The 17,695-nt window shown below is 69.4% G+C and carries 16 protein-coding genes; 3 read left to right on the top strand and 13 right to left on the bottom strand.

The window, feature by feature from the left end; all coding sequences use genetic code 11:
• On the bottom strand, positions 1-1,905 hold the full coding sequence (locus tag ACTIE9_RS07855) for a DUF2207 domain-containing protein (protein WP_439565026.1): 1,905 nt from the start codon (positions 1,903-1,905) through the stop codon (positions 1-3).
• A 56-nt stretch (positions 1,906-1,961) separates the two neighbouring features.
• On the opposite strand from ACTIE9_RS07855, the gene ACTIE9_RS07850 reads away from it, so the two are divergent.
• Positions 1,962-3,341 (top strand): M20/M25/M40 family metallo-hydrolase, encoded by a 1,380-nt coding sequence (locus tag ACTIE9_RS07850; RefSeq protein ID WP_439565025.1) that lies wholly within the window; start codon positions 1,962-1,964, stop codon positions 3,339-3,341.
• Positions 3,342-3,355: 14 nt separating this feature from the next.
• Here ACTIE9_RS07850 and ACTIE9_RS07845 read toward each other — a convergent pair whose 3' ends face one another.
• Together ACTIE9_RS07845 and ACTIE9_RS07840 are read right to left on the bottom strand one after the other, a co-directional pair.
• Positions 3,356-4,261 carry a glycerophosphodiester phosphodiesterase gene (locus ACTIE9_RS07845; protein WP_439565024.1) on the bottom strand — a complete coding sequence of 302 codons (906 nt, stop codon included), beginning with the start codon at positions 4,259-4,261 and terminating at the stop codon, positions 3,356-3,358.
• A 60-nt stretch (positions 4,262-4,321) separates the two neighbouring features.
• A complete protein-coding gene (locus tag ACTIE9_RS07840; RefSeq protein ID WP_439565023.1) occupies positions 4,322-5,794 on the bottom strand; it encodes an SDR family oxidoreductase in 1,473 nt (490 codons plus the stop codon).
• A gap of 56 nt (positions 5,795-5,850) precedes the next feature.
• Here ACTIE9_RS07840 and ACTIE9_RS07835 point away from each other — a divergent pair, with 56 nt between their 5' ends.
• Entirely contained in the window at positions 5,851-6,750 is a 900-nt protein-coding gene (locus tag ACTIE9_RS07835) for an A/G-specific adenine glycosylase (RefSeq protein ID WP_439565022.1), read from the top strand.
• Between the two features lie 71 nt (positions 6,751-6,821).
• On the opposite strand, the gene ACTIE9_RS07830 is transcribed toward ACTIE9_RS07835, so the two are convergent.
• On the bottom strand, positions 6,822-7,538 hold the full coding sequence (locus ACTIE9_RS07830) for a formylglycine-generating enzyme family protein (RefSeq protein ID WP_439565021.1): 717 nt from the start codon (positions 7,536-7,538) through the stop codon (positions 6,822-6,824).
• Entirely contained in the window at positions 7,535-8,269 is a 735-nt protein-coding gene (locus ACTIE9_RS07825; protein ID WP_439565020.1) for a formylglycine-generating enzyme family protein, read from the bottom strand. The genes ACTIE9_RS07830 and ACTIE9_RS07825 overlap by 4 nt, the downstream gene beginning before the upstream one ends.
• Before the next feature lie 147 nt (positions 8,270-8,416).
• Between ACTIE9_RS07825 and ACTIE9_RS07820 the strand changes: the two genes are divergently transcribed.
• A complete protein-coding gene (locus ACTIE9_RS07820) occupies positions 8,417-9,967 on the top strand; it encodes a PucR family transcriptional regulator (RefSeq protein WP_439565019.1) in 1,551 nt (516 codons plus the stop codon).
• On the opposite strand, the gene ACTIE9_RS07815 is transcribed toward ACTIE9_RS07820, so the two are convergent.
• From ACTIE9_RS07815 to ACTIE9_RS07780, 8 genes are all read right to left on the bottom strand, one after another.
• The gene (locus ACTIE9_RS07815; protein ID WP_439565018.1) at positions 9,940-10,869 is read right to left on the bottom strand and encodes a nucleoside hydrolase; all 930 of its coding nucleotides are present in this window, start codon (positions 10,867-10,869) and stop codon (positions 9,940-9,942) included. The genes ACTIE9_RS07820 and ACTIE9_RS07815 overlap by 28 nt on opposite strands.
• The gene (locus tag ACTIE9_RS07810; RefSeq protein ID WP_439565017.1) at positions 10,866-12,194 is read right to left on the bottom strand and encodes a hypothetical protein; all 1,329 of its coding nucleotides are present in this window, start codon (positions 12,192-12,194) and stop codon (positions 10,866-10,868) included. The genes ACTIE9_RS07815 and ACTIE9_RS07810 overlap by 4 nt, the downstream gene beginning before the upstream one ends.
• The gene (locus tag ACTIE9_RS07805; RefSeq protein WP_439565016.1) at positions 12,191-13,507 is read right to left on the bottom strand and encodes an MFS transporter; all 1,317 of its coding nucleotides are present in this window, start codon (positions 13,505-13,507) and stop codon (positions 12,191-12,193) included. Before ACTIE9_RS07805 ends, ACTIE9_RS07810 begins: the two co-directional genes overlap by 4 nt.
• Positions 13,498-14,268: a nucleoside phosphorylase gene (locus ACTIE9_RS07800; RefSeq protein WP_439565015.1), complete on the bottom strand. Its 771-nt coding sequence runs from the start codon at positions 14,266-14,268 to the stop codon at positions 13,498-13,500. Before ACTIE9_RS07800 ends, ACTIE9_RS07805 begins: the two co-directional genes overlap by 10 nt.
• A complete protein-coding gene (locus tag ACTIE9_RS07795; RefSeq protein ID WP_439565014.1) occupies positions 14,265-15,047 on the bottom strand; it encodes a nucleoside phosphorylase in 783 nt (260 codons plus the stop codon). The genes ACTIE9_RS07800 and ACTIE9_RS07795 overlap by 4 nt, the downstream gene beginning before the upstream one ends.
• 12 nt (positions 15,048-15,059) lie before the next feature.
• On the bottom strand, positions 15,060-15,956 hold the full coding sequence (locus ACTIE9_RS07790; protein WP_439565013.1) for an energy-coupling factor transporter transmembrane component T family protein: 897 nt from the start codon (positions 15,954-15,956) through the stop codon (positions 15,060-15,062).
• An 8-nt stretch (positions 15,957-15,964) separates the two neighbouring features.
• Positions 15,965-16,783, bottom strand: coding sequence for an energy-coupling factor ABC transporter ATP-binding protein (locus tag ACTIE9_RS07785; protein ID WP_439565012.1), 819 nt, complete (start codon positions 16,781-16,783; stop codon positions 15,965-15,967).
• Positions 16,784-16,838: 55 nt separating this feature from the next.
• Positions 16,839-17,695, bottom strand: an 857-nt coding sequence (locus ACTIE9_RS07780; RefSeq protein ID WP_439565011.1) for an ATP-binding cassette domain-containing protein, incomplete at its 5' end; no start/stop codon positions are given.

Below are 17,695 nucleotides of genomic sequence, written 5' to 3'. Positions count from 1 at the left end.
TTAGACCCCTCCGCCGCCGCCTCCGCCGCCGCCTCCGCCCGAGGACCCGCCGCCCGACGATCCGCCCGACGAGCTCGATCCCGAGTAGCTCGACGAGAGGGTCGAGCTGACCGATCCGACGCCGGCCGTGAACCCGGCGACCGAGAAGGTCCGCGAGCTCGAGAACCACGCCGGCCCCTCACCCTCGGTGTAGAACTCGCCGAGCTCTTTCGCCCACTCGCGCTCGTGCTTCGTCAGCACCGCCCACGGCAGCAGCCGCTCGACGAGCTTCAGGCGCTCGTCTCGGCTCGTCGCGTCGACGAGCTCGCGCTCGGCACCCTCGGGCGACTGCAGCACCCGCATGCGGTCGGCCTCGGCGAGCTCGATGTATACCTCGAGGCCTTTCAGGTGGTCGACGAGCTCGGCACCCTCCGCCGTCAGCGGCGAGCGCCACAGGCACGCGCCGATGATCAGGAACGCCACGATCGGCACGAGCATGAGCGCCCAGGGCACTGCCCCGCCGCGCCCCTCGTCCGACATCACGATCCCCGTCACGAACACGGCGATTCCCGCGACGAGCCCGACCGCGGGTAGCAGCACCGAGTGACGGGCCAGGATGCGCGACCTCCAGCCGCGGGCGATGACGCCCGACGACATGCGCGTCAGCTGGGCCTGGATGCTCTGGCTCAGGCTCGTGTTCTGCGCGGTGAGCTGGTGCTCGGTGCCCCCGATGAGCCCCGGGAAGAAGTACTGCAGCAGATTGCGCTCCTCCCCCTCGATGCCCGATGCGGTCTCGAGCCGCAGAGTCCAGGTGTCGCGCCAGCGGAACCAGGCCGCCGGGGTCTCGATGATCGTGATCGCCCGTCGCACGGCGAAGTCGACGAGCTGGCTCGCCACGGCGCGCGTGCGGCGATGGGTGAGCACCGCGGCCTCGAGCAGGCTGAGGCCGGGCGGCGGCAGGTACTCCGCGACGATGACTGGGCGGCCGGGGGCGTCGCGGTAGCGCGTGGCCCGCAGCACGACCGCCCGCACGGCGGTGGCGAGCGCGACGGCCACGGCGAGCAGCTGAACCCACGCCCACGGCGTCACGAGGTAGGAGGCGTCGAAGAGCGTGAACGTGCCCGGGGCGAAGCCGATCGCGATCGTCACCGTCTGGTAGGGGCCAAGGGCGAGCTCGTCGATCGAGAAGGTGCCGCCCGAGCGCGTGATGGCGCATCTCTCGGTCGACCCCGCATAGCCGCGGTAGCAGGCATCCTGATCCAGCAGCGCGTCGGCGAGGCCGTCATCGAGCACGATGGTGCCCGAGACGCGCGCGAAGGGCTGAGCCCAGTCGGTGCCGGTCAGGTTCCAGTAGAACTCCTCGGCGTCCGAGCTCGCGAAGTAGTCGACGACGTCGCGCTGGCTGTAGGTGATGACGTAGGTCTGCTCGCCGCGCACGAACTGGCCTTCGGGCACAGCCGCGATGATGTCGACGATGCCCGAGCCGTACTCGACGTCGTACGGGCGCGGTTGCCCGTCGCCGTCCGTCACCGAGACCACCGTGAGCTGCGTCGTGTGCCCCTGGTAGGTGGCCGGCAGCGACCGGCGGATGCCGCGGTTCTGGTCGAACTCGGGGAAGCGCGCGACGAGCGTCTCCGTCGTCAGCAGCGTGGCGTGGCCATCGGCATCGCGGCCCAGCCGGTATTCGACGTCGAACGAGTCGAAGGTGAAGTCGTTCACGCCCGTGCGCAGCCCACCGCCCGTCACCGCCGAGAGCGGGGCCGTGCGCGCCGCCGCAGCCGCTGAGTCGCTCTCGGCCGCGCCGCTCGTCAGCGCCTCAGGCGCAGCGCGACCGAGGGCGAGCACGATCACGACGGCCGCGAGGGCGAGCACGAGAGCGCCCGCGAGCACCGCGAGCACGGTTCGACGCAGGGGGGCACGGCGCATACCGGAACGCTACCGGCTGACACCCCCGACCACGAGGGCCGCCCTAGGGTTAGCGCATGAGCGACAGCGCACCGATGCGGGATGCCGATGCCGACGCGCGCGCGATCGAGCGGTTGCGCGCGCTCGTGCGCATCCCCACGATCTCGCGACCGACGAGCGGCCCCGGCCCGCGCACCGACGTGGAGCCGTTCGCTCGCTTCACCGCCGCGCTCGACGAGCTGTACCCGCGCGTGCACGAGCGGCTCGAGGTCGAGCGGGTCGGGGCGCGCGGGCTGCTCTACCGGTGGCCCGGCTCCGACCCGAGCGGGGCATCCCGCCCCACGGTGCTCATGGCGCACAGCGACGTCGTGCCCGCGACCGACGAGGGCTGGCAGCACCCGTCGTTCGCGGGCGAGGTCGTCGAGCATGACGGCGAGCCCGTGGTGTGGGGCCGGGGCGCGATCGACGACAAGGGCGCGCTCGTCGCCCAGCTCGAGGCGGTCGACCGCTTGCTCGCCGCCGGGTTCACCCCGCGCCACGACGTGCTGCTCTCGTTCGGCGGCGACGAGGAGGTCGCGGGCGACGATGCCCGGGCCGCGGTCGCCCTGCTGCGCGAGCGCGGCATCCGGCCGGCGCTCGTGCTCGATGAGGGTGGGGCGATCGTGCAGGACTCGTTTCCCGGGCTCGATGAGCCGTTCGCGCTCGTCGGCGTCACCGAGAAGGGCATCACGACCCTGCGCCTGCGGGTCGAGCAGCAGGGCGGCCACGCGTCGAGCCCTCCTCCATTCGCCGCGACCGAGCGCCTCGCACGCGCCATCCTGCGCCTCAACGCTGCACCCGCTCGTGCGCGGCTCGACCCGGTCATGCGGCGCATGATCCGCACGCTCGGGGCGCGGGCCCGGCAACCGCTGCGCTTCGTCTTCACGCGCGTCGACCTCTTCGCACCGCTCATCGTGCGCGCGCTGCTGCGGCGCGGGGCCGAGATCACCGCGCTGCTGCGCACGACCCGCGCCGTCACCGAGCTGCGCGCCGGCCACGCGGCCAACGCGCTGCCCGAGCACGCCGAAGCGACTGTGAACATCCGCATCGCACCGTGGTCGAGCGTCGCCGAGGCCGTCGACGAGGTTCGTCGCGGCATCGACGACGAGCTCGTCGCCATCGACGTGCTGCAGCCGAGCGAGCCCTCGCCCGTCTCCCCGGCCGACGGGGTCGCGTGGAACGACCTTGTGGCGGCCCTGCAGGAGACGCATCCCGGCCTGCTCGTGAGCCCCTACGTCATGATGCAGGCGAGCGATTCCCGCTTCTTCACGGCGATCAGCGAGCACGTGTACCGCTTCACGCCGTTCCGGCTCAGCGCCGCCGAGCGCGCGTGCCTGCACGCGCGCGACGAGCGCATCCGCGTCAGCGCCTTCCTCGACGGGGTCGCGACCTACGAGGCGCTACTGCGGCGGCGGTAGCCCGCGCGACCCGCTCAGCCCTGCAGCGTGTCGTGCACGCTCGCGAGCCGGCGGGGGGCATCCGTCACCACGCCGTCGACTCCCAGGTCGAGCGCCTGCTGCCAGAGGTCACCGCGATTGAGCGTGTAGACGACGACCGTGAGGCCCGCGCGCTGCAGCATCGCGGCGGCCTCGGGGTCGACGCGGAACGACCGCAGGCTCGTCACGACCGTCGAGGCCCCGACCGAGGCGGCGAAGTCGACCGGGTCGTCGGGCAGCCGCCGCACGATCACGGCGCGGTGCAGCGAGGGTGCCTCGCGCCACAGCTCGAGCAGTGTCGGCACCTCGAAGCTCGCGAGCACCACGCGGTCTTGCACCCCGTAGCGGTAGATGCCGGCGATGATCGGGCGCAGGGCCTCCACCGTCCAGAGCCCCTTGAGCTCGATGAGCGCGCGCGCGTCGGAGCCCTGCAGCAGCGGCAGGAACTCGTCGAAGGTCGGGATGCGCGTGCCCGCCCACGCGCTGCCGTACCAGCTGCCCGCGTCGAGCACCTGCAACTCGGCAAGCGTGCGCTCAGCGATCGGGCCCGAGCCGTTCGTGGTGCGGTCGAGCAGCTCGTCGTGGAAGACCACCGTCTGCTCATCAGCGGTCATGCGCAGGTCGAGCTCGAGAACCTCGGCTCCGCTCCGCAGGGCCGCGTCGAAGGCGGGCAGGGTGTTCTCGGGGGCCGCCGCGGGGTCACCGCGGTGCGCGATGGTGAGCGGAACGCCGTCGTTGAGCCCGAGCGAGCCGAGCGGCTGCGCGGCATACACGGTGGCAGCGGTGTGGTCGATCGCCAGCACGGCGACGAGGGCGAGGCTCGCGGTGAAGGAGGCAGCGGTGCGGCGCGCGGAGTACGGGCGCTCGGCAGCTCGACGAGCAGTCGCACGGAGTCTCGGCATCGGCATCGCTTCCGGGTACGGGCACCGCGTCGTTGCGGTTCCGTCATGCTAGCGCAGTCGTTACCGTTTCGTGACCTGAATCCGTGTCGCGGCCGTCTTCGCGATCGTCGTCGCCATGCCGCTGAAGATGATGCCGTGGAAGGGGAACACCGCGGCCCAGTAGAGCCGCCCGCCGAGCCCGCTCGGGAAGAACACCGCGCGCTGGATGAGCCGCGATCCGCCGCCCGGCCGCGGCTCCACCGTGAACTCGAGCCAGGCGCGGCCCGGCACCTTCATCTCGGCGCGCAGGCGCAGGAACCGCCCGCGCTCGAGCGTCTCGACGCGCCAGAAGTCGACCGCCTCACCGGGCGCGAGCCGATCGGGGTCGCGGCGGCCGCGGCGCAGGCCTACTCCCCCGACGAGCTTGTCGAGCCAGCCGCGCGCGGCCCACGCGACGGGCAGCGAGTACCAGCCGTTGTCGCCGCCGATGCCCTCCACGACGCGCCAGAGCGCCTCGGGCGGCGCCGCCGAGTCCGCCTCCTGACGGTCGGTGTAGACGGTGTGGCCGCTCCAGTCGGGGTCGCTGGGCAGCAGGTCGCTCGGGGCGCCGCGCACCGTGGCGTTCTGCCAGGTCGTCTCGACCTCGCCCTCGCGCATCTTCGCGAGCGCGTAGCGCACGGCCCGGCGATAGCCGGTGAGCCCCGCGGCCGGCGGATCGATGAACTGATCGATGTCGTGCTCGGTGCAGACGGCGTCGTACTGCAGGCTCGAGATGATCGGCACCGCCAGCGCGCGCGGAATCGGCGTCACGAGGTTCACCCACTGGCTCGCCAGGTAGGGCGTCAGCACGGGCAGGCTCGCGATGGGGCGCTGCTTGAGCCCCGCCTCCACCGCGTAGCCGTTCATCATCTGGCCGTAGCGCAGCACGTCGGGGCCACCGATATCGAACGTGCGGTTGACCTCGGCCGGCAGGGTCGCCGCGCCGACGAGGTAGTGCAGAACATCCCGCACCGCGATCGGCTGGATGAAGTTGCGCACCCACTTCGGCGCCGGCATGTAGGGCAGCACCTCGGTCAGGTGACGGATCATCTCGAAGCTCGCCGACCCCGACCCGATCACGACGCCCGCCTGCAGGGCCGCCGTCGGCACCCCGCTCGCCATGAGGATGTCGCCGACCTCTTTGCGACTGCGCAGGTGCGGCGAGAGCTTGCCCTCGGGGTGCAGGCCGCCGAGGTAGACGATGCGGCCGACCGTCGCGGCCGCGGCCGCCGCGGCGACGGTGGATGCCACGTGCCGCTCGGTGCGTTCGAAATCACCCGTGCTGCTCATCGAATGCACGAGGTAGTAGAGAACATCGATTCCGGCGACCGCGCGCGCGACATCGCCGGCGTTCGCAAGGTCTCCGGTCGCCACCTCGACCTGGCCGGCCCACGGCACATCGCGCAGCCGCACGGGGTCGCGCACGAACACGCGCACCTCGTGCCCCGCTTCGAGCAGGCGCGGCACGAGTCGACCGCCGATGTAGCCGGTGGCCCCGGTGACGAGCATCTTCATGCCGTCACGGTAGGGGCGCGCGCTGAGAGTTGCCCCGCACGACGTAGCGTGGAGGGGTGCAGAGTGCAGGCGACGACGAACGGCGGGCGGGCATCCCGCCCCGCGTGATCGCCTGGTTCGCCGAGAACGCGCGCGACCTGCCCTGGCGGCGGCCGGGCTTCAGCGCCTGGGGCACGCTCGTGAGCGAGATCATGCTGCAGCAGACGCCCGTCGCGCGCGTGATCCCGCGCCTCGAGCAGTGGCTCGCACGCTGGCCAAGCCCCGACGCGCTCGCCGCCGACTCCCCCGCCGAGGCCGTGCGCGCCTGGGACCGCCTCGGCTATCCGCGCCGTGCCCTCGCGCTGCACGCCGCCGCCGTCGCGATCAGCGAACAGCACGGCGGGGTCGTGCCCGATGACGTGGATGCTCTCATCGCCCTCCCCGGAATCGGCGACTACACCGCCCGCGCCGTCGCGGCCTTCGCCTACGGCCAGCCCGTGCCGGTCGTCGACGTCAACACGCGCCGGGTGCTGGCCCGCGCGGTCGCGGGTCAGGGCGAGTCCGGTCCGGCGCGCACGCGGGTCGACCTCGCCGCGATGCAGGAGCTGCTGCCGAGCGACCCCGCCGAGGCGCGAGCGTTCAACGCCGGCGCCATGGAGCTCGGCCAGACCGTGTGCGTCGCGCGCACGCCGCGGTGCGAGGCCTGCCCGATCGCCGAGCTGTGCGCCTGGCGCGCCGCCGGGTACCCCGACTACGACGGCCCCTCGGCGCCGCGTCAGGCGCGCTTCGAGGGCAGCGACCGCCAGGTGCGCGGGCTCATCATGCGCGAGCTGCGGCACAGCGACACCCCCGTGCCCGCCGAGGTCGTCGAGGGCCTCTGGCCCGACTCCGTGCAGCGCGAGCGCGCCCTCGCGGGCCTGCTCGCCGACGGGCTGGCGACCGGCTCGCCCGACGAGGGTTTCACCCTGCCGGGCTGAGGAGGCGCGCGGCCCCAGGTGGCAGCACGCGCCCCCTCAGGTAGCGGAGGTGGTCGTCAGCAGACGAGCCCTCAGATGTCGCGTGCGCAGCGGAATCCCGGGCCACCTGCGCCGTCGTATCCGGTGAACTCCGGCAGGGCCCCCCGCCGGAACGATCCACGGGCGTACTCGTTGGTGTAGAACCAGGAACCTCCGCGAAGCACCCGGCACGAACCGTCGGCTGACGGCGACTTGTGCGTGCTCCCGGGGTACGGAAGCAGCGCATCCATGACCCACTCCTCGACGTTGCCGGCGAGGTGTCGCACACCGTCAGCGCTCTCGCCGCCGGGAAACTGGTCAATCGCGACGGTCGTGACCCCGAGCGCTTTCGCGTTATCCCACACCACGGCGCGCGCTTCGTCGAAGCGGTCGCCCCACGGCCAACGACGGCCGTCCACTCCCCGGGATGCCCGCTCCCACTCCGCCTCGGACGGGAGCCGGTACCCGGCCCAGGTCGCATACGCCAGGGCGTCATGCCACGACACCCGCTCGACGGGGTGCAGCAGTCGACTCGGATCGGCCTCGAGCACCGGGACCGTCGGAAAGTCGGCGGGTAGCTCGCGGTCGGTTGCTGCCGCGAACCGGCGGTACTGCTCTACCGTCACCGGGTACCGATCGATCTCGAAGGCGGGCAGCTCGACGGTTCTCTCGGGCCCCTCGAGGTCGAACTCATCACTGCCCATGAGGAACGAACCAGCCGGAATTCTCACGAAGTCGTGCTGCAGGGCACCCTGGCCGGCGGCGCTCACGCGCGCTTCTCCGGCTGCGGGGCCGCCGACGACGCGCAGCGGAAGCTGGGACCTCCGAGGCCCCAGAAGTGCTCATCACTGAGATCCGGCTCCTCGAAGCAGCGGTAGGTGATGCGGGCATGCGTCTGCGAGAAGATCCAGCTGCCACCGCGCAGCACGCGGTAGCCCTGCGTGTACCCGAGCGAGTCGTACCCGCTCCCGCTGTATCCGCGATAGACGTCGTCGACCCACTCCTCGACGAGACCAACCATCTGCTCACACCCGTACGGCGACGCCCCCTGCGGCCGCGCCGTCACGGGCTCGCTCCGCTGCCCCGTGATCGCTCCCGTCTCCCAGGTCAGAGCCCGATCGGCGTCGAAACGGTCGCCCCACGGGAAGACGTTGCCCTGGGCCCCTCCCGCGGCTTTCTCCCACTCCGCCTCAGTCGGAAGCCGCTTTCCGGCCCACCGGGCGTAGTCGTCGGCCGCGCGCCACGACACCATGACCGGGTGGTCGCCATAGCCCTCCGGGGGGAGGCCATCGATCCAGTAGCTCGGTCGACGCGCACCGGTGTCGGTGATGTAGGCGAGGAAGTCGTCGTTCGTCACCGGATACTTGTCCATCCAGAATGAGGGCACGTACACCCGTCGACGGGGAGCCTCCCGCTCGAAATCGTCGCAGCCCATCCAGGAGTACCCCTCCGGTACCTCGACAAGCGGGCTGGCTCCTCGAACGATCGACGCGGTCGTCATGTGGTGTCTTTCCTCCGGCAGCGGTGCAAGTGGACTCCGCCAGTCTGGAAGCGCGGGACCGGCGCGACAAGGGACACCGTGTCCATGATTGGCTGCACATTCGAGCATTTGGTGGACATTGTGACCGGCATCCGCGAGCCTGAGAGCGTGACCCTGACCGTCGACGCCCTCCTGCATCTTCCGGCCCTCGCCCCCGCCGAACCGCAGGTGCTGTGCGGAGACGACGGTCGTGATGTGCGCTGGGTGCACACCTCCGAGATCTTCGACATCGCCCCCCTGCTCAAGGGAGGTGAAGCACTGCTGACCTCGGGGCTGGGCCTCGTCGGCGCCTCCGGAACCCGCATCCGCCAGTATGCGCAGTCGCTCGTCGCGATCGACGTCGCCGCACTGCTGTTCGAGGTCGGGCGCACCTTCTCGGCGGTGCCACTCGAGCTGGTCGATGAACTGGGCGCCGCCGGAATCGCGGTCGTCCGTCTTCACGGTGTCGTGCCGTTCATCGAGATCACAGAGGCGGCCCACCGCCAGATCCTCGATGCCGAATCTCGCTCGGCGCGCGCATCCGATGCCGCGACCACCCGGTTGATCGACGCGTTGCTGGCGGGGCGGGGGGCCAGCGGAGTGCTGCAAGTCGTTGAGGAGATGACCGCCGCGCCGGCCGCATACCTCGACGTCGACGGACGGGTGATCGCCGCGTCGGGGCCTGTTCCCGACGGGGCGACTGAACTCGACCGCCCGGTGCTGCTCTTCGGCGAGCCGCGGGGCCGCATTCGATCCGCGGCTGCCGTCACGGTCGAGAACCGCATCATCGTCGACCGCGGCGCAGCCGCCCTGGCCCTCGAACTCGTTCGCATCGGGCCGGTCATGCCGAGCCGCCGCTACGCGCACGAGGAGTTCCTGGCCGAGGTCGATCGCCCCGGCACCACCGGGAGCGAGTTGGCGGCCCGGGCGAACGCCCTCGGCTTCTCGCTCGCTGCCGATCAAAGCTTGATCGTCGTGTGCGCGTCGCCCGGTCCGGGCCGGGGGCTCGACGAGGGCTACGCCCACCTGTGCGACCTGGTGCCGCGAGTGGTGGGGAATGCGATCATCGCCCGGTCACAGGTACTCATCGTCGTAATCGCGCAGACGACCGTGCGTCAGCCCGAGGCGTTGCGCGCCCTGGTCGAGCGCGCAACGACGGCACCGGCACCGCTGTTCCGCAGTGTCGCCGTTTCGACCCCGGTGCGGTCCTGGGCCGAGCTTGCGAGCGCCGTTGACGACGCCCGTGAGACCATCACCGTCGCACCCCTCATCGGTGCGGGGCACCGGCCCATCCTGACCGATGATGCGGCGCTCGTACGCCTCCTCCGCTCTGTCGCGGCAACGGGTGCGCTCGACGAGTTCGTCGAACGCCAGCTGAGCGCCGTGCTCGATCATGATGCGCGCCGCAGCACAGCCTTGCTGCCGACTCTCCTGGCCTACTTCCGCAATGGCCAAGAGAAGACCGCAACAGCGAGTGACCTCGGAATCCGTCGGCAGAGCGTCTACAGCCGCCTCGATCGGATCGAATCGCTACTCGGCGCCGGAGCCCTCTCCGACCCCGCTCGCGCTGTCGCCCTGCAGGTCGCGACCATCGGGTGGTCGATCCTCACCCGCACCCCTGCCGCTCGAGCGGCATCGGAGCCTCGGGAGCGTCAGCCCGCGGCGAGCAAGTCGCAGTAGGCGCGGTAGAAGCCCTCGGCATCGACGTCGTCGATCACCGTCGCGTTGGGAGCATTGCGCTCGGCCCGAGCGTCCATCAACGAGTAGCCCCGCGTCATGTCGCCGCGCGTCTCAACGGCAACGAAGCGCCGAGACGATGCCGTGATGAGGTCGGGGCGCACGAGGAGCATCGCGGTGAGCGAGTCGGGGTGCGTGCTCCCCTCGATCGCCACCGTCTCGTTGAACTCGAGGTTGGGAGCATCCAGGATCGTGAAGAACTCGGCGAGGGGCGTACCGATCTCTGCGATGTGCTCCAGCTGGGTGCGCGTCCACAGGGCGCGGCGCAACGTCAGGGTCCACGTCACGATCGTTGTGTCGAACCCGGCGTCGAGCACGATCGCCGCCGCCTCGGGGTCGACGTAGAAGTTGTACTCGGCCGCGGCGGTGATGTTGCCGACCGAGTTGTCGCACCCACCCATGATCCAGAGGGACCTCGTCTTGGCGGCAAAATCGCGGTCAAGCGCAACCGCTGTCGCGATGTTCGTGAGCGGCCCGATCGCCACGATGTCGATCTCACCAGGGTTCGCATCGACGATGCGCACGAGTGCGTCGGCGGCGCGTTCGCCGCTCGGCTTCTGCGTGGGAACCGGCCAGTCGCGATTGCCCTTGCCGTCGCCGTGCGCGCTGGCCTCGACCCACTCGCGCATGAGGGGTACCCGCGCACCAGGGTAGACGGGAACCTCACCACTGCGGCCGGCCGCATCGATCGTGATCAGCGCGTTCTCGACCTGCTGGTCGAACGCCACATTGCCCGCCACAATCGTCACGGCCTCCAGCACGGCCTCCGGATGCCTCAGCCCGACGAGCATCGCGAAGCTGTCATCAGCGGCGGTGTCGGTGTCGATGATGATTCTGCGGGTCATGGCTCCTCCTGAGAGCTGATGAGTGACGAGGATGCGGCGCTCTCTCTGCTGGCGCGACGCGGTTCGCGCACACGGAGCGCGAGGATTCCGCCGACCGCGGCGAGGACGGCGCATCCCGTGAACACGGCCGTTGCGCCGGCCAGCGGGATCAGCACGCCTGCGATGAGAGGACCAACGATGAAGAAGGGCGCGAGCAGCGTCAGCGTGGTTCCGAGGTATACGCTCGTTCGACCCGGCGGGGCGAACTCGATCGACATGCTCGGGTCGCACACGAAGGTGAGAGAGTTGGCTCCGCCGAGCAGTGCGCAGGCGAGTGCGAAGCCCCAGAGGGTGCTCGCGCCGAGAGCAGCAATCATGCCGCCGACGATGAGCCCCGCCCCGATGATCGCCACCAGACGGTAGCCGGCCCGATTGCCGATCAGTGCGAGGGCGAATCCGATGACCGCTTGGGAGAGAACGAACACCGCCGCCATGACGGCCGCATCGGAGGCCCGCAGCGGCCCCGCGATTCCGACCACGACGACGAAGCCGACGCCTCCTGTCGCGAGGGCCATCGCCGCTCGGGCGAGCAGGTACCGCCGATAGTCGAGATGGCCGCGAACGATGGTGGGAACCTCGCGGAGGAGCGCACGGAACGGCGGTCGCGGTTCGACGTGCGGAAACTCGATCTCGACAAGCTGCGACACGAAGACAATCGAGAAGAGAGACAGCACGAAGGCCGCCCAGAAGGCAACCTGATTGCCGAGCGGGAAGGGCAGCTCATCGAGCAGCCGCTCAGCGCCGAGTGCCGCCGCGAATCCGAGCACTCCCCCGAGAAGCTGCACGAGACCGAACAACCAGCCACGCGCCTGCGTCACGGCTTTCGCGATGAAGTCGCCGTACACCGGCCCGATGAGACCGACGGTTGTGGAGTAGGCAGCGAAGGCGAGGAAGAACAGCACCACCACGAGTTCGGTCGTGAGCACTCCGGTGAGCGACGCCGCGAAAGCGATGAGCAGGATTGCCACCCGTTCGGCGACGACGAGAGTGAGGAAGAGCGGCTTGCGTCGTGCTCGGCCGAGAACGAGGTGTGCGCCGACCAGCTGGGGCAGATAGCGTCCGAGGGCGAACACCGCACCGACCAGCCCCACGAGGAGGGCGCTGCCCGTCAGGGCCTGCACGAAGGCCGGAATCATCGTCGTCTCGCTCAAGAGCGACATCGCGATGGCGAAGGTTCCCCCCTCGAGCACCATAAGCGTGGTGTTGCGTCGACGATGACGCTGCATCTGGGCCACGTAGTCGGGGGCGATCGCGCGCAGCCGCTCCACGTCAGCGGCCGTCGTCACGGCAGCACCCGATCGATCCGGTGCGTCTCGGCAGCCCGATGGCGGGGCTCGCGCACCCGCAGGCTCAGCAGTGCCCCCCCGGCGGCGAGGATCGCGGCCGCCATGAACACCAAGGGTGCTCCGATCACCGAGAGCAGCGCACCCGCGAGAAGCGGACCGACGATGAAGAACGGGCCGAGAGCAGTCGAGGTCAACCCGATGTATACGCTCGTCGCGCCCGGCGGGGCGAGCTCGATCGACATGTTCTGGTCACCGACGAACACGAGGGCGTTCGCCCCTCCGAGCAGCGCCATCGCCACGAGGCTCGACATGAGCGACGAGTCGAGAGCCGCGACGGCGAACCCGGCGCTCATGAGTGAGGCTCCGACCACCATGACGGCTCGCCACCCCCGGGCGTGACCGAGCACCCCGAGCACGAATCCCAGCACCGCCTGGGCGAGAATGAACGCCGCGGCGAGCAGGGCCGCATCGGCCGCTACCAGCGACCCCGACTGCAACCCTGCGATCACGACGAAGCCCATTCCTCCCGCGGCCACGGCCTGCGGCAGTCGCCCCACCAGGTAGCGCCGGTAGTCGTGATCACCCCGCACGATGCCCGGGATGCTCGCCAGCGTGCGGGAGAACGGCGGACGAGGTTCCGGCGTCGGGAGCGGCTCATCGCGCAGCAGGCTCACGAAGATCAGCGATACGAGCGAGCCGGCCACGGCCGCCCAGAAGAGAATCTGACTGCCCGCGGGAAAGGGCATCGTGCGAAGTGCACGCTCAGCGAGGAGGGCGGCCCCGAACCCGAGCGCACCGCCGATGAGCTGAACGACACCAAAAAAGATGCCCCGACCCACCGGCACCGCCTTCGCCACGAAGTCGCCGAAAACCGGGCCGACGATTCCTGCGAGGGCGGCGTAGAGACCGAACGACAGGAGGAAGAGTGCGGCGACGACTCCCGTGTCCAGAACCCCCGCGAGCTGGGCGCTCACCGCGACCGCGAGAATGCCCACCCGTTGCGCGACGACGATGGTCACGAAGAGTGGTTTGCGCCGTTCCCGCCCGAGCACGAGGTGGGCGCCAAGCAGCTGCGGCGCATACCGCCCGAGCGCGTAGAGCGCCCCGACGAGTCCCACCAGCACGGCACTACCCGTCAGCCCATCGATGAATGCGGGGATGATCGTGGTCTCACTCAGCATTGACAGCACCATCGCGAACGCGGCGCCGTCGAGCACCATCAACGTGACATTGCGGCGCTGATGGCCGCGCATGCGCGCGACGAATTCGGGGGCGACCTCCGCGAGGCGAGCGGCATCGGCCGTCAGGGCCATGAGCCGCCCGCGCGGTCCTGAGCGATGAGCACGCGCAGCGCTTCCACCGCCGTGCTCAGCAGCAGGCGCCGCTCGGGGTCATGCTCACCACCCGCTGCGTCATTGTGCACGTGCATGAGACCGCCCGCGCGAACCCGGTGGATCGAGCTGATGCAGAAGATCGTCGATGCCTCCATCTCCGAGCAGATCGCTCCCCCGGCCACCCAGGCGTGCCAGCGCTCGGCGAGCATGCCCGCGAGCGGCATCCGCTCCGGCTCGACCTCGCCGTAGAAGGAGTCCTTCGACTGCGTCACCCCGCGCTCGGCAGGGGCACCCGTGCGACGGGCGGCCTGAGAGAGAGCATCCACCACCTGCGGATGCGCGATCGCCGGAAACTCCATCGGCAGGTAGTGGGCCGAGGTGCCTTCGTCACGAATCGCCGCGGTCACGATGGCCAGCGTTCCGGAGGGAGTATCGGGCTGGATCGCACCCGAGGTGCCTACGCGAATGAAGGTGTCGGCACCCAGCTTGATGAGCTCCTCGACCGCGATGGCGGACGAGGGGCACCCGATGCCCGTCGACACGACACTGACCTTCTCGCCGTCGAGCGTGCCGGTGTAGGTCGTGTACTCGCGATTGGTCGCCACGTGCACTGCGTCGTCGAACAACTCCGCGATGGGCGCGCACCGCCCGGGGTCACCGGGAAGCAGAACATAGCGACCGACATCGCCGCGACGCAGCTGGAGGTGGTACTGAAGGTTAGGGTCGAGACCGCCGCTCACGCTGCCGCCTCACGATCGCGCGCAATGAGCTCGCGCATCCCGGCGATCGCCGCCGGTAGCAGGTTGTCGAGCGAGCCGCGGGCCTCTTCCTCCTCGGTCATGGGCGACTGGTCGTGGTGTCCCATGATCATCATGATTCCGCCAGCGCGAACCTTGATGGTCGCGGCGACGATGTACAGCGCCGCCGCTTCCATCTCCGAGCAGATCGCCCCGCCCGCCATCCACGCGCTCCACCGCTCCTGCAGTCGGGCGGCGACGGGCATGCGCCCCGGTTCGTGTTGGCCGTAGAACGAGTCTTTCGACTGGCTCACCCCCACGTGCACGGTCTTGCCGGTCGAACGGGCACCGACGGCGAGCGCGCGCGTCACATCGATGTCGGCGACGGCCGGAAACTCGACCGGCAGGTAGTGCAGGGTCGTGCCCTCATCGCGGATCGCCGCGTGCACGATCCCGAGATCTCCCGGTTCGATGTGCGGCTGCATCGCGCCCGACGTGCCCACGCGCACGAAGGTGTCCGCCCCGACACGGGCGAGTTCCTCCATGGCGATGGCCGCCGAGGGACAGCCAATGCCCGTCGAGGTCACCGAGACCCGCTCGCCATCGAGCGTGCCCGTCCAGGTCTCGTACTCGCGGTTGCGGGCCACGAGCACCGGGTCGTCGAAGTAGCGCGCGATCGGCTCGCAACGGCCGGGGTCGCCGGGCAGGAAGACGTACCGCCCCACCTCTCCCGGTGCGACCTGGATGTGGTACTGCCGATCGTCATGATTCGTGACGGCCATGGTCGAGAACTCCTAGCTCTTTCTGAACGAGAGGATGAGGGCGAAAGCGATGATCCCGAGGAAGAGGGAGGCCGAGACGACCCAGACGACCACGGCGGTCATCGGCTCGACGACGAGGAGCTCGCTGATGTTCCAGCCCCCGCGCATGATCGAAATCGTCGCGACCGTCGCGGCCGCGGCGATGCCCATCGCCGCGAGCACCCAGTCGGTCGGCCGCCCCTTCACCTGGCGGTATGACGTCTTGTGGCCCGCCGACCCGAAGCCGCGCGATTCGAGCGAGATCGAGAGCTGCTGCACCCGCTCGATCGCCCCGACGAACACAGGCACGAAGCTCGGCAGCACTGCCTGAAAACCGTTGCCCTTCATACCCCGAGACTTCTGAGCGCTGAGAATGATGCCCACCTCACGCTGAAACACCGGGATGAGCTGCAGCGTCATCGCCATCATGAAGTTCAGGGTGTAGGGCACCTTGAGCTTCGCCAGGGTGGTGAAGAGGTCACTCGGGTGGGTCGTCATGACGACGACGAGCGCCATCAGGAGGCACGCCACGATTCGCCCCAGCAACACGAGTCCGTAGTACAGGCCATCTTCATACAAGGTGATGGGCCCCAGTTGAGCAATCTCGGTCCACGGCTGTTCGACGGCCGGCGCCATGAGCTGCAACGCGAGCAACGAGGAACCGATCGGCACGATGATGAACGATGCCTTCATGAGCGGGCGCAGCACGCCCCCGATGATGCCCAGAACCAGTGCCAGAGCCGCCATGCTGAACAGCACCACGACGTTCTGCGTCATGAAGGCCACAACGACGTAGAGCACCACCCAGATCATCTTGGGCAGAGGGTGAACGCGGTGCAGCACCGAATCACCCGGAATGAGGGAGACCGGCAGGGCTCCTTGCATCGACATCTGTGCTCCTACGCTTTCGAGCCGAGCCGCTCGCCGAGATCGGCGGCAAGCTCTGACGGGGTGAGTGCGACGGGTCCGCCGAGCGGAACCACCGTCTGCAGCGCGATCTCGGTGATCTGCGGTGCCTGAAGATTGGTGCGAGCCATGAGTGTCTTGTCGGCGAAGACCGCGCGGGGCGATGCGTCCGCGATGATCTGCGCATCCTTCATGACGATGACGCGTTCGACGACATCGGCGAGCAAGGGCATGTCATGCGAGACGCACACGACTGTCGTACCCTCTTCGGCGAGCCGTCGCATGAGGCTGTTGATGATGGTCGTCGTTTGGTGATCCTGACCCGTCGACGGCTCATCCAGAATGAGGATCGACGGCTGCATCGTGACGATCGACGCGATACCCACAAGCTTGCGAATGGGGAAGCTGACGCGGTACGGATGCTCGTCGATCACATCAGCGAGGCCGAAGAACTCGACCGCGCGGGCGACGCGCTCAGCGAGCTCGTCTCCCTCGATGCCGATGTTGGTGGGCCCGAACTCCAACTCAGCCTGCACAGTGCGCGCGAACAACTGATGGTTGGGGTTCTGGAACACGTAGCCGATATGGGCAGACATCTCCTGAACCGTGCGCCCGGCCGTCGCGACGCCGTTGACGACGACGGATCCGCTCGACGGCTGGAGCAAGCCGTTCAGCAGCTTGGTGAGAGTTGTCTTCCCCGAGCCGTTCTGCCCGATGATGCCGAGCAGCTCACCGTGATCGACGGTGACGCTGACGCCGTCGAGGGCGACAACCTTGCCGTTCGGGTACACGTACCGCGCGTCGGAGACCACGATGGCGTGCTCTGAGGTGGCCCGCGCCTCGGCTGGGGTTGGGAGCGGAGCTTTCCTAGCCACGACGGGCCTCCAGAAGTTTCGTGACGGCCGCGACGGCCGATTCGGTACGGGTGGGAATCTCGCCAGACCACAAACCCCGCTCACCGAGCAGGGTGGCAAGGGCGGCGCTCTCGGGAACACGGAGGTGAAGAGCGGCGAGCTCATCCACCCGGCTGAAGATCTCCTGCGGTGTGCCGTTCATGACGATGCGACCGCCGTCGAGCACGATGACGCGATCGGCGTAGCGGGCCATGACCTCGACCTCGTGCTCGATCACGATGACCGTCATTCCCTTCTCTTGATTGAGCCGGGCAGCCATGTCGAACACCTCCTGCTTGCCGATGGGGTCAAGATTCGAGGTGGGCTCGTCCATGATGAGGATCTGCGGGCTCATCGCGAGCACGGCCGCGATGGCCAGACGCTGCTGCTGCCCGCCCGAGAGGCCGAGCGGTGAACGCTCCTCGAATCCGGCGAGTCCGACGAGAGCAAGGGTCTCGGGGATGATGCGGATCATGTCCTCGTATGGAACGCCGGCGTTCTCGAGGCCCACGGCGATCTCCTCAGCGGCTGAGAGCTGGCTCATCTGGAACTCGGGGTTGTCGAAGACCATGCCGACGATCTTCGCCATCTCGCGCACGGCGTACTCGCCGACATCGAGCCCGGCCACCGTCACCTGTCCGGTGAGGTCGCCTCCGAGCATGGTCGGCACGACACCGTTGACGCAGAGGCCGAGGGTTGTCTTGCCCGCCCCGTTGAGTCCGAGCACCGCGACATACTCGCCCGGGAGGACGGAGAAGCTGATCGATTCGAGGGCCGGGGTCTCGGTTCCCGGATAGGTGTAAGTGACGTTGTCGAACGTGATGATGGGGT

Source organism: Microcella sp., from assembly GCF_051860105.1.
Classification (GTDB): Bacteria; Actinomycetota; Actinomycetes; order Actinomycetales; family Microbacteriaceae; genus Microcella.
Note: the sequence above shows the minus strand (reverse complement) of the source record. Positions and strands in the feature narration are given on the sequence as shown.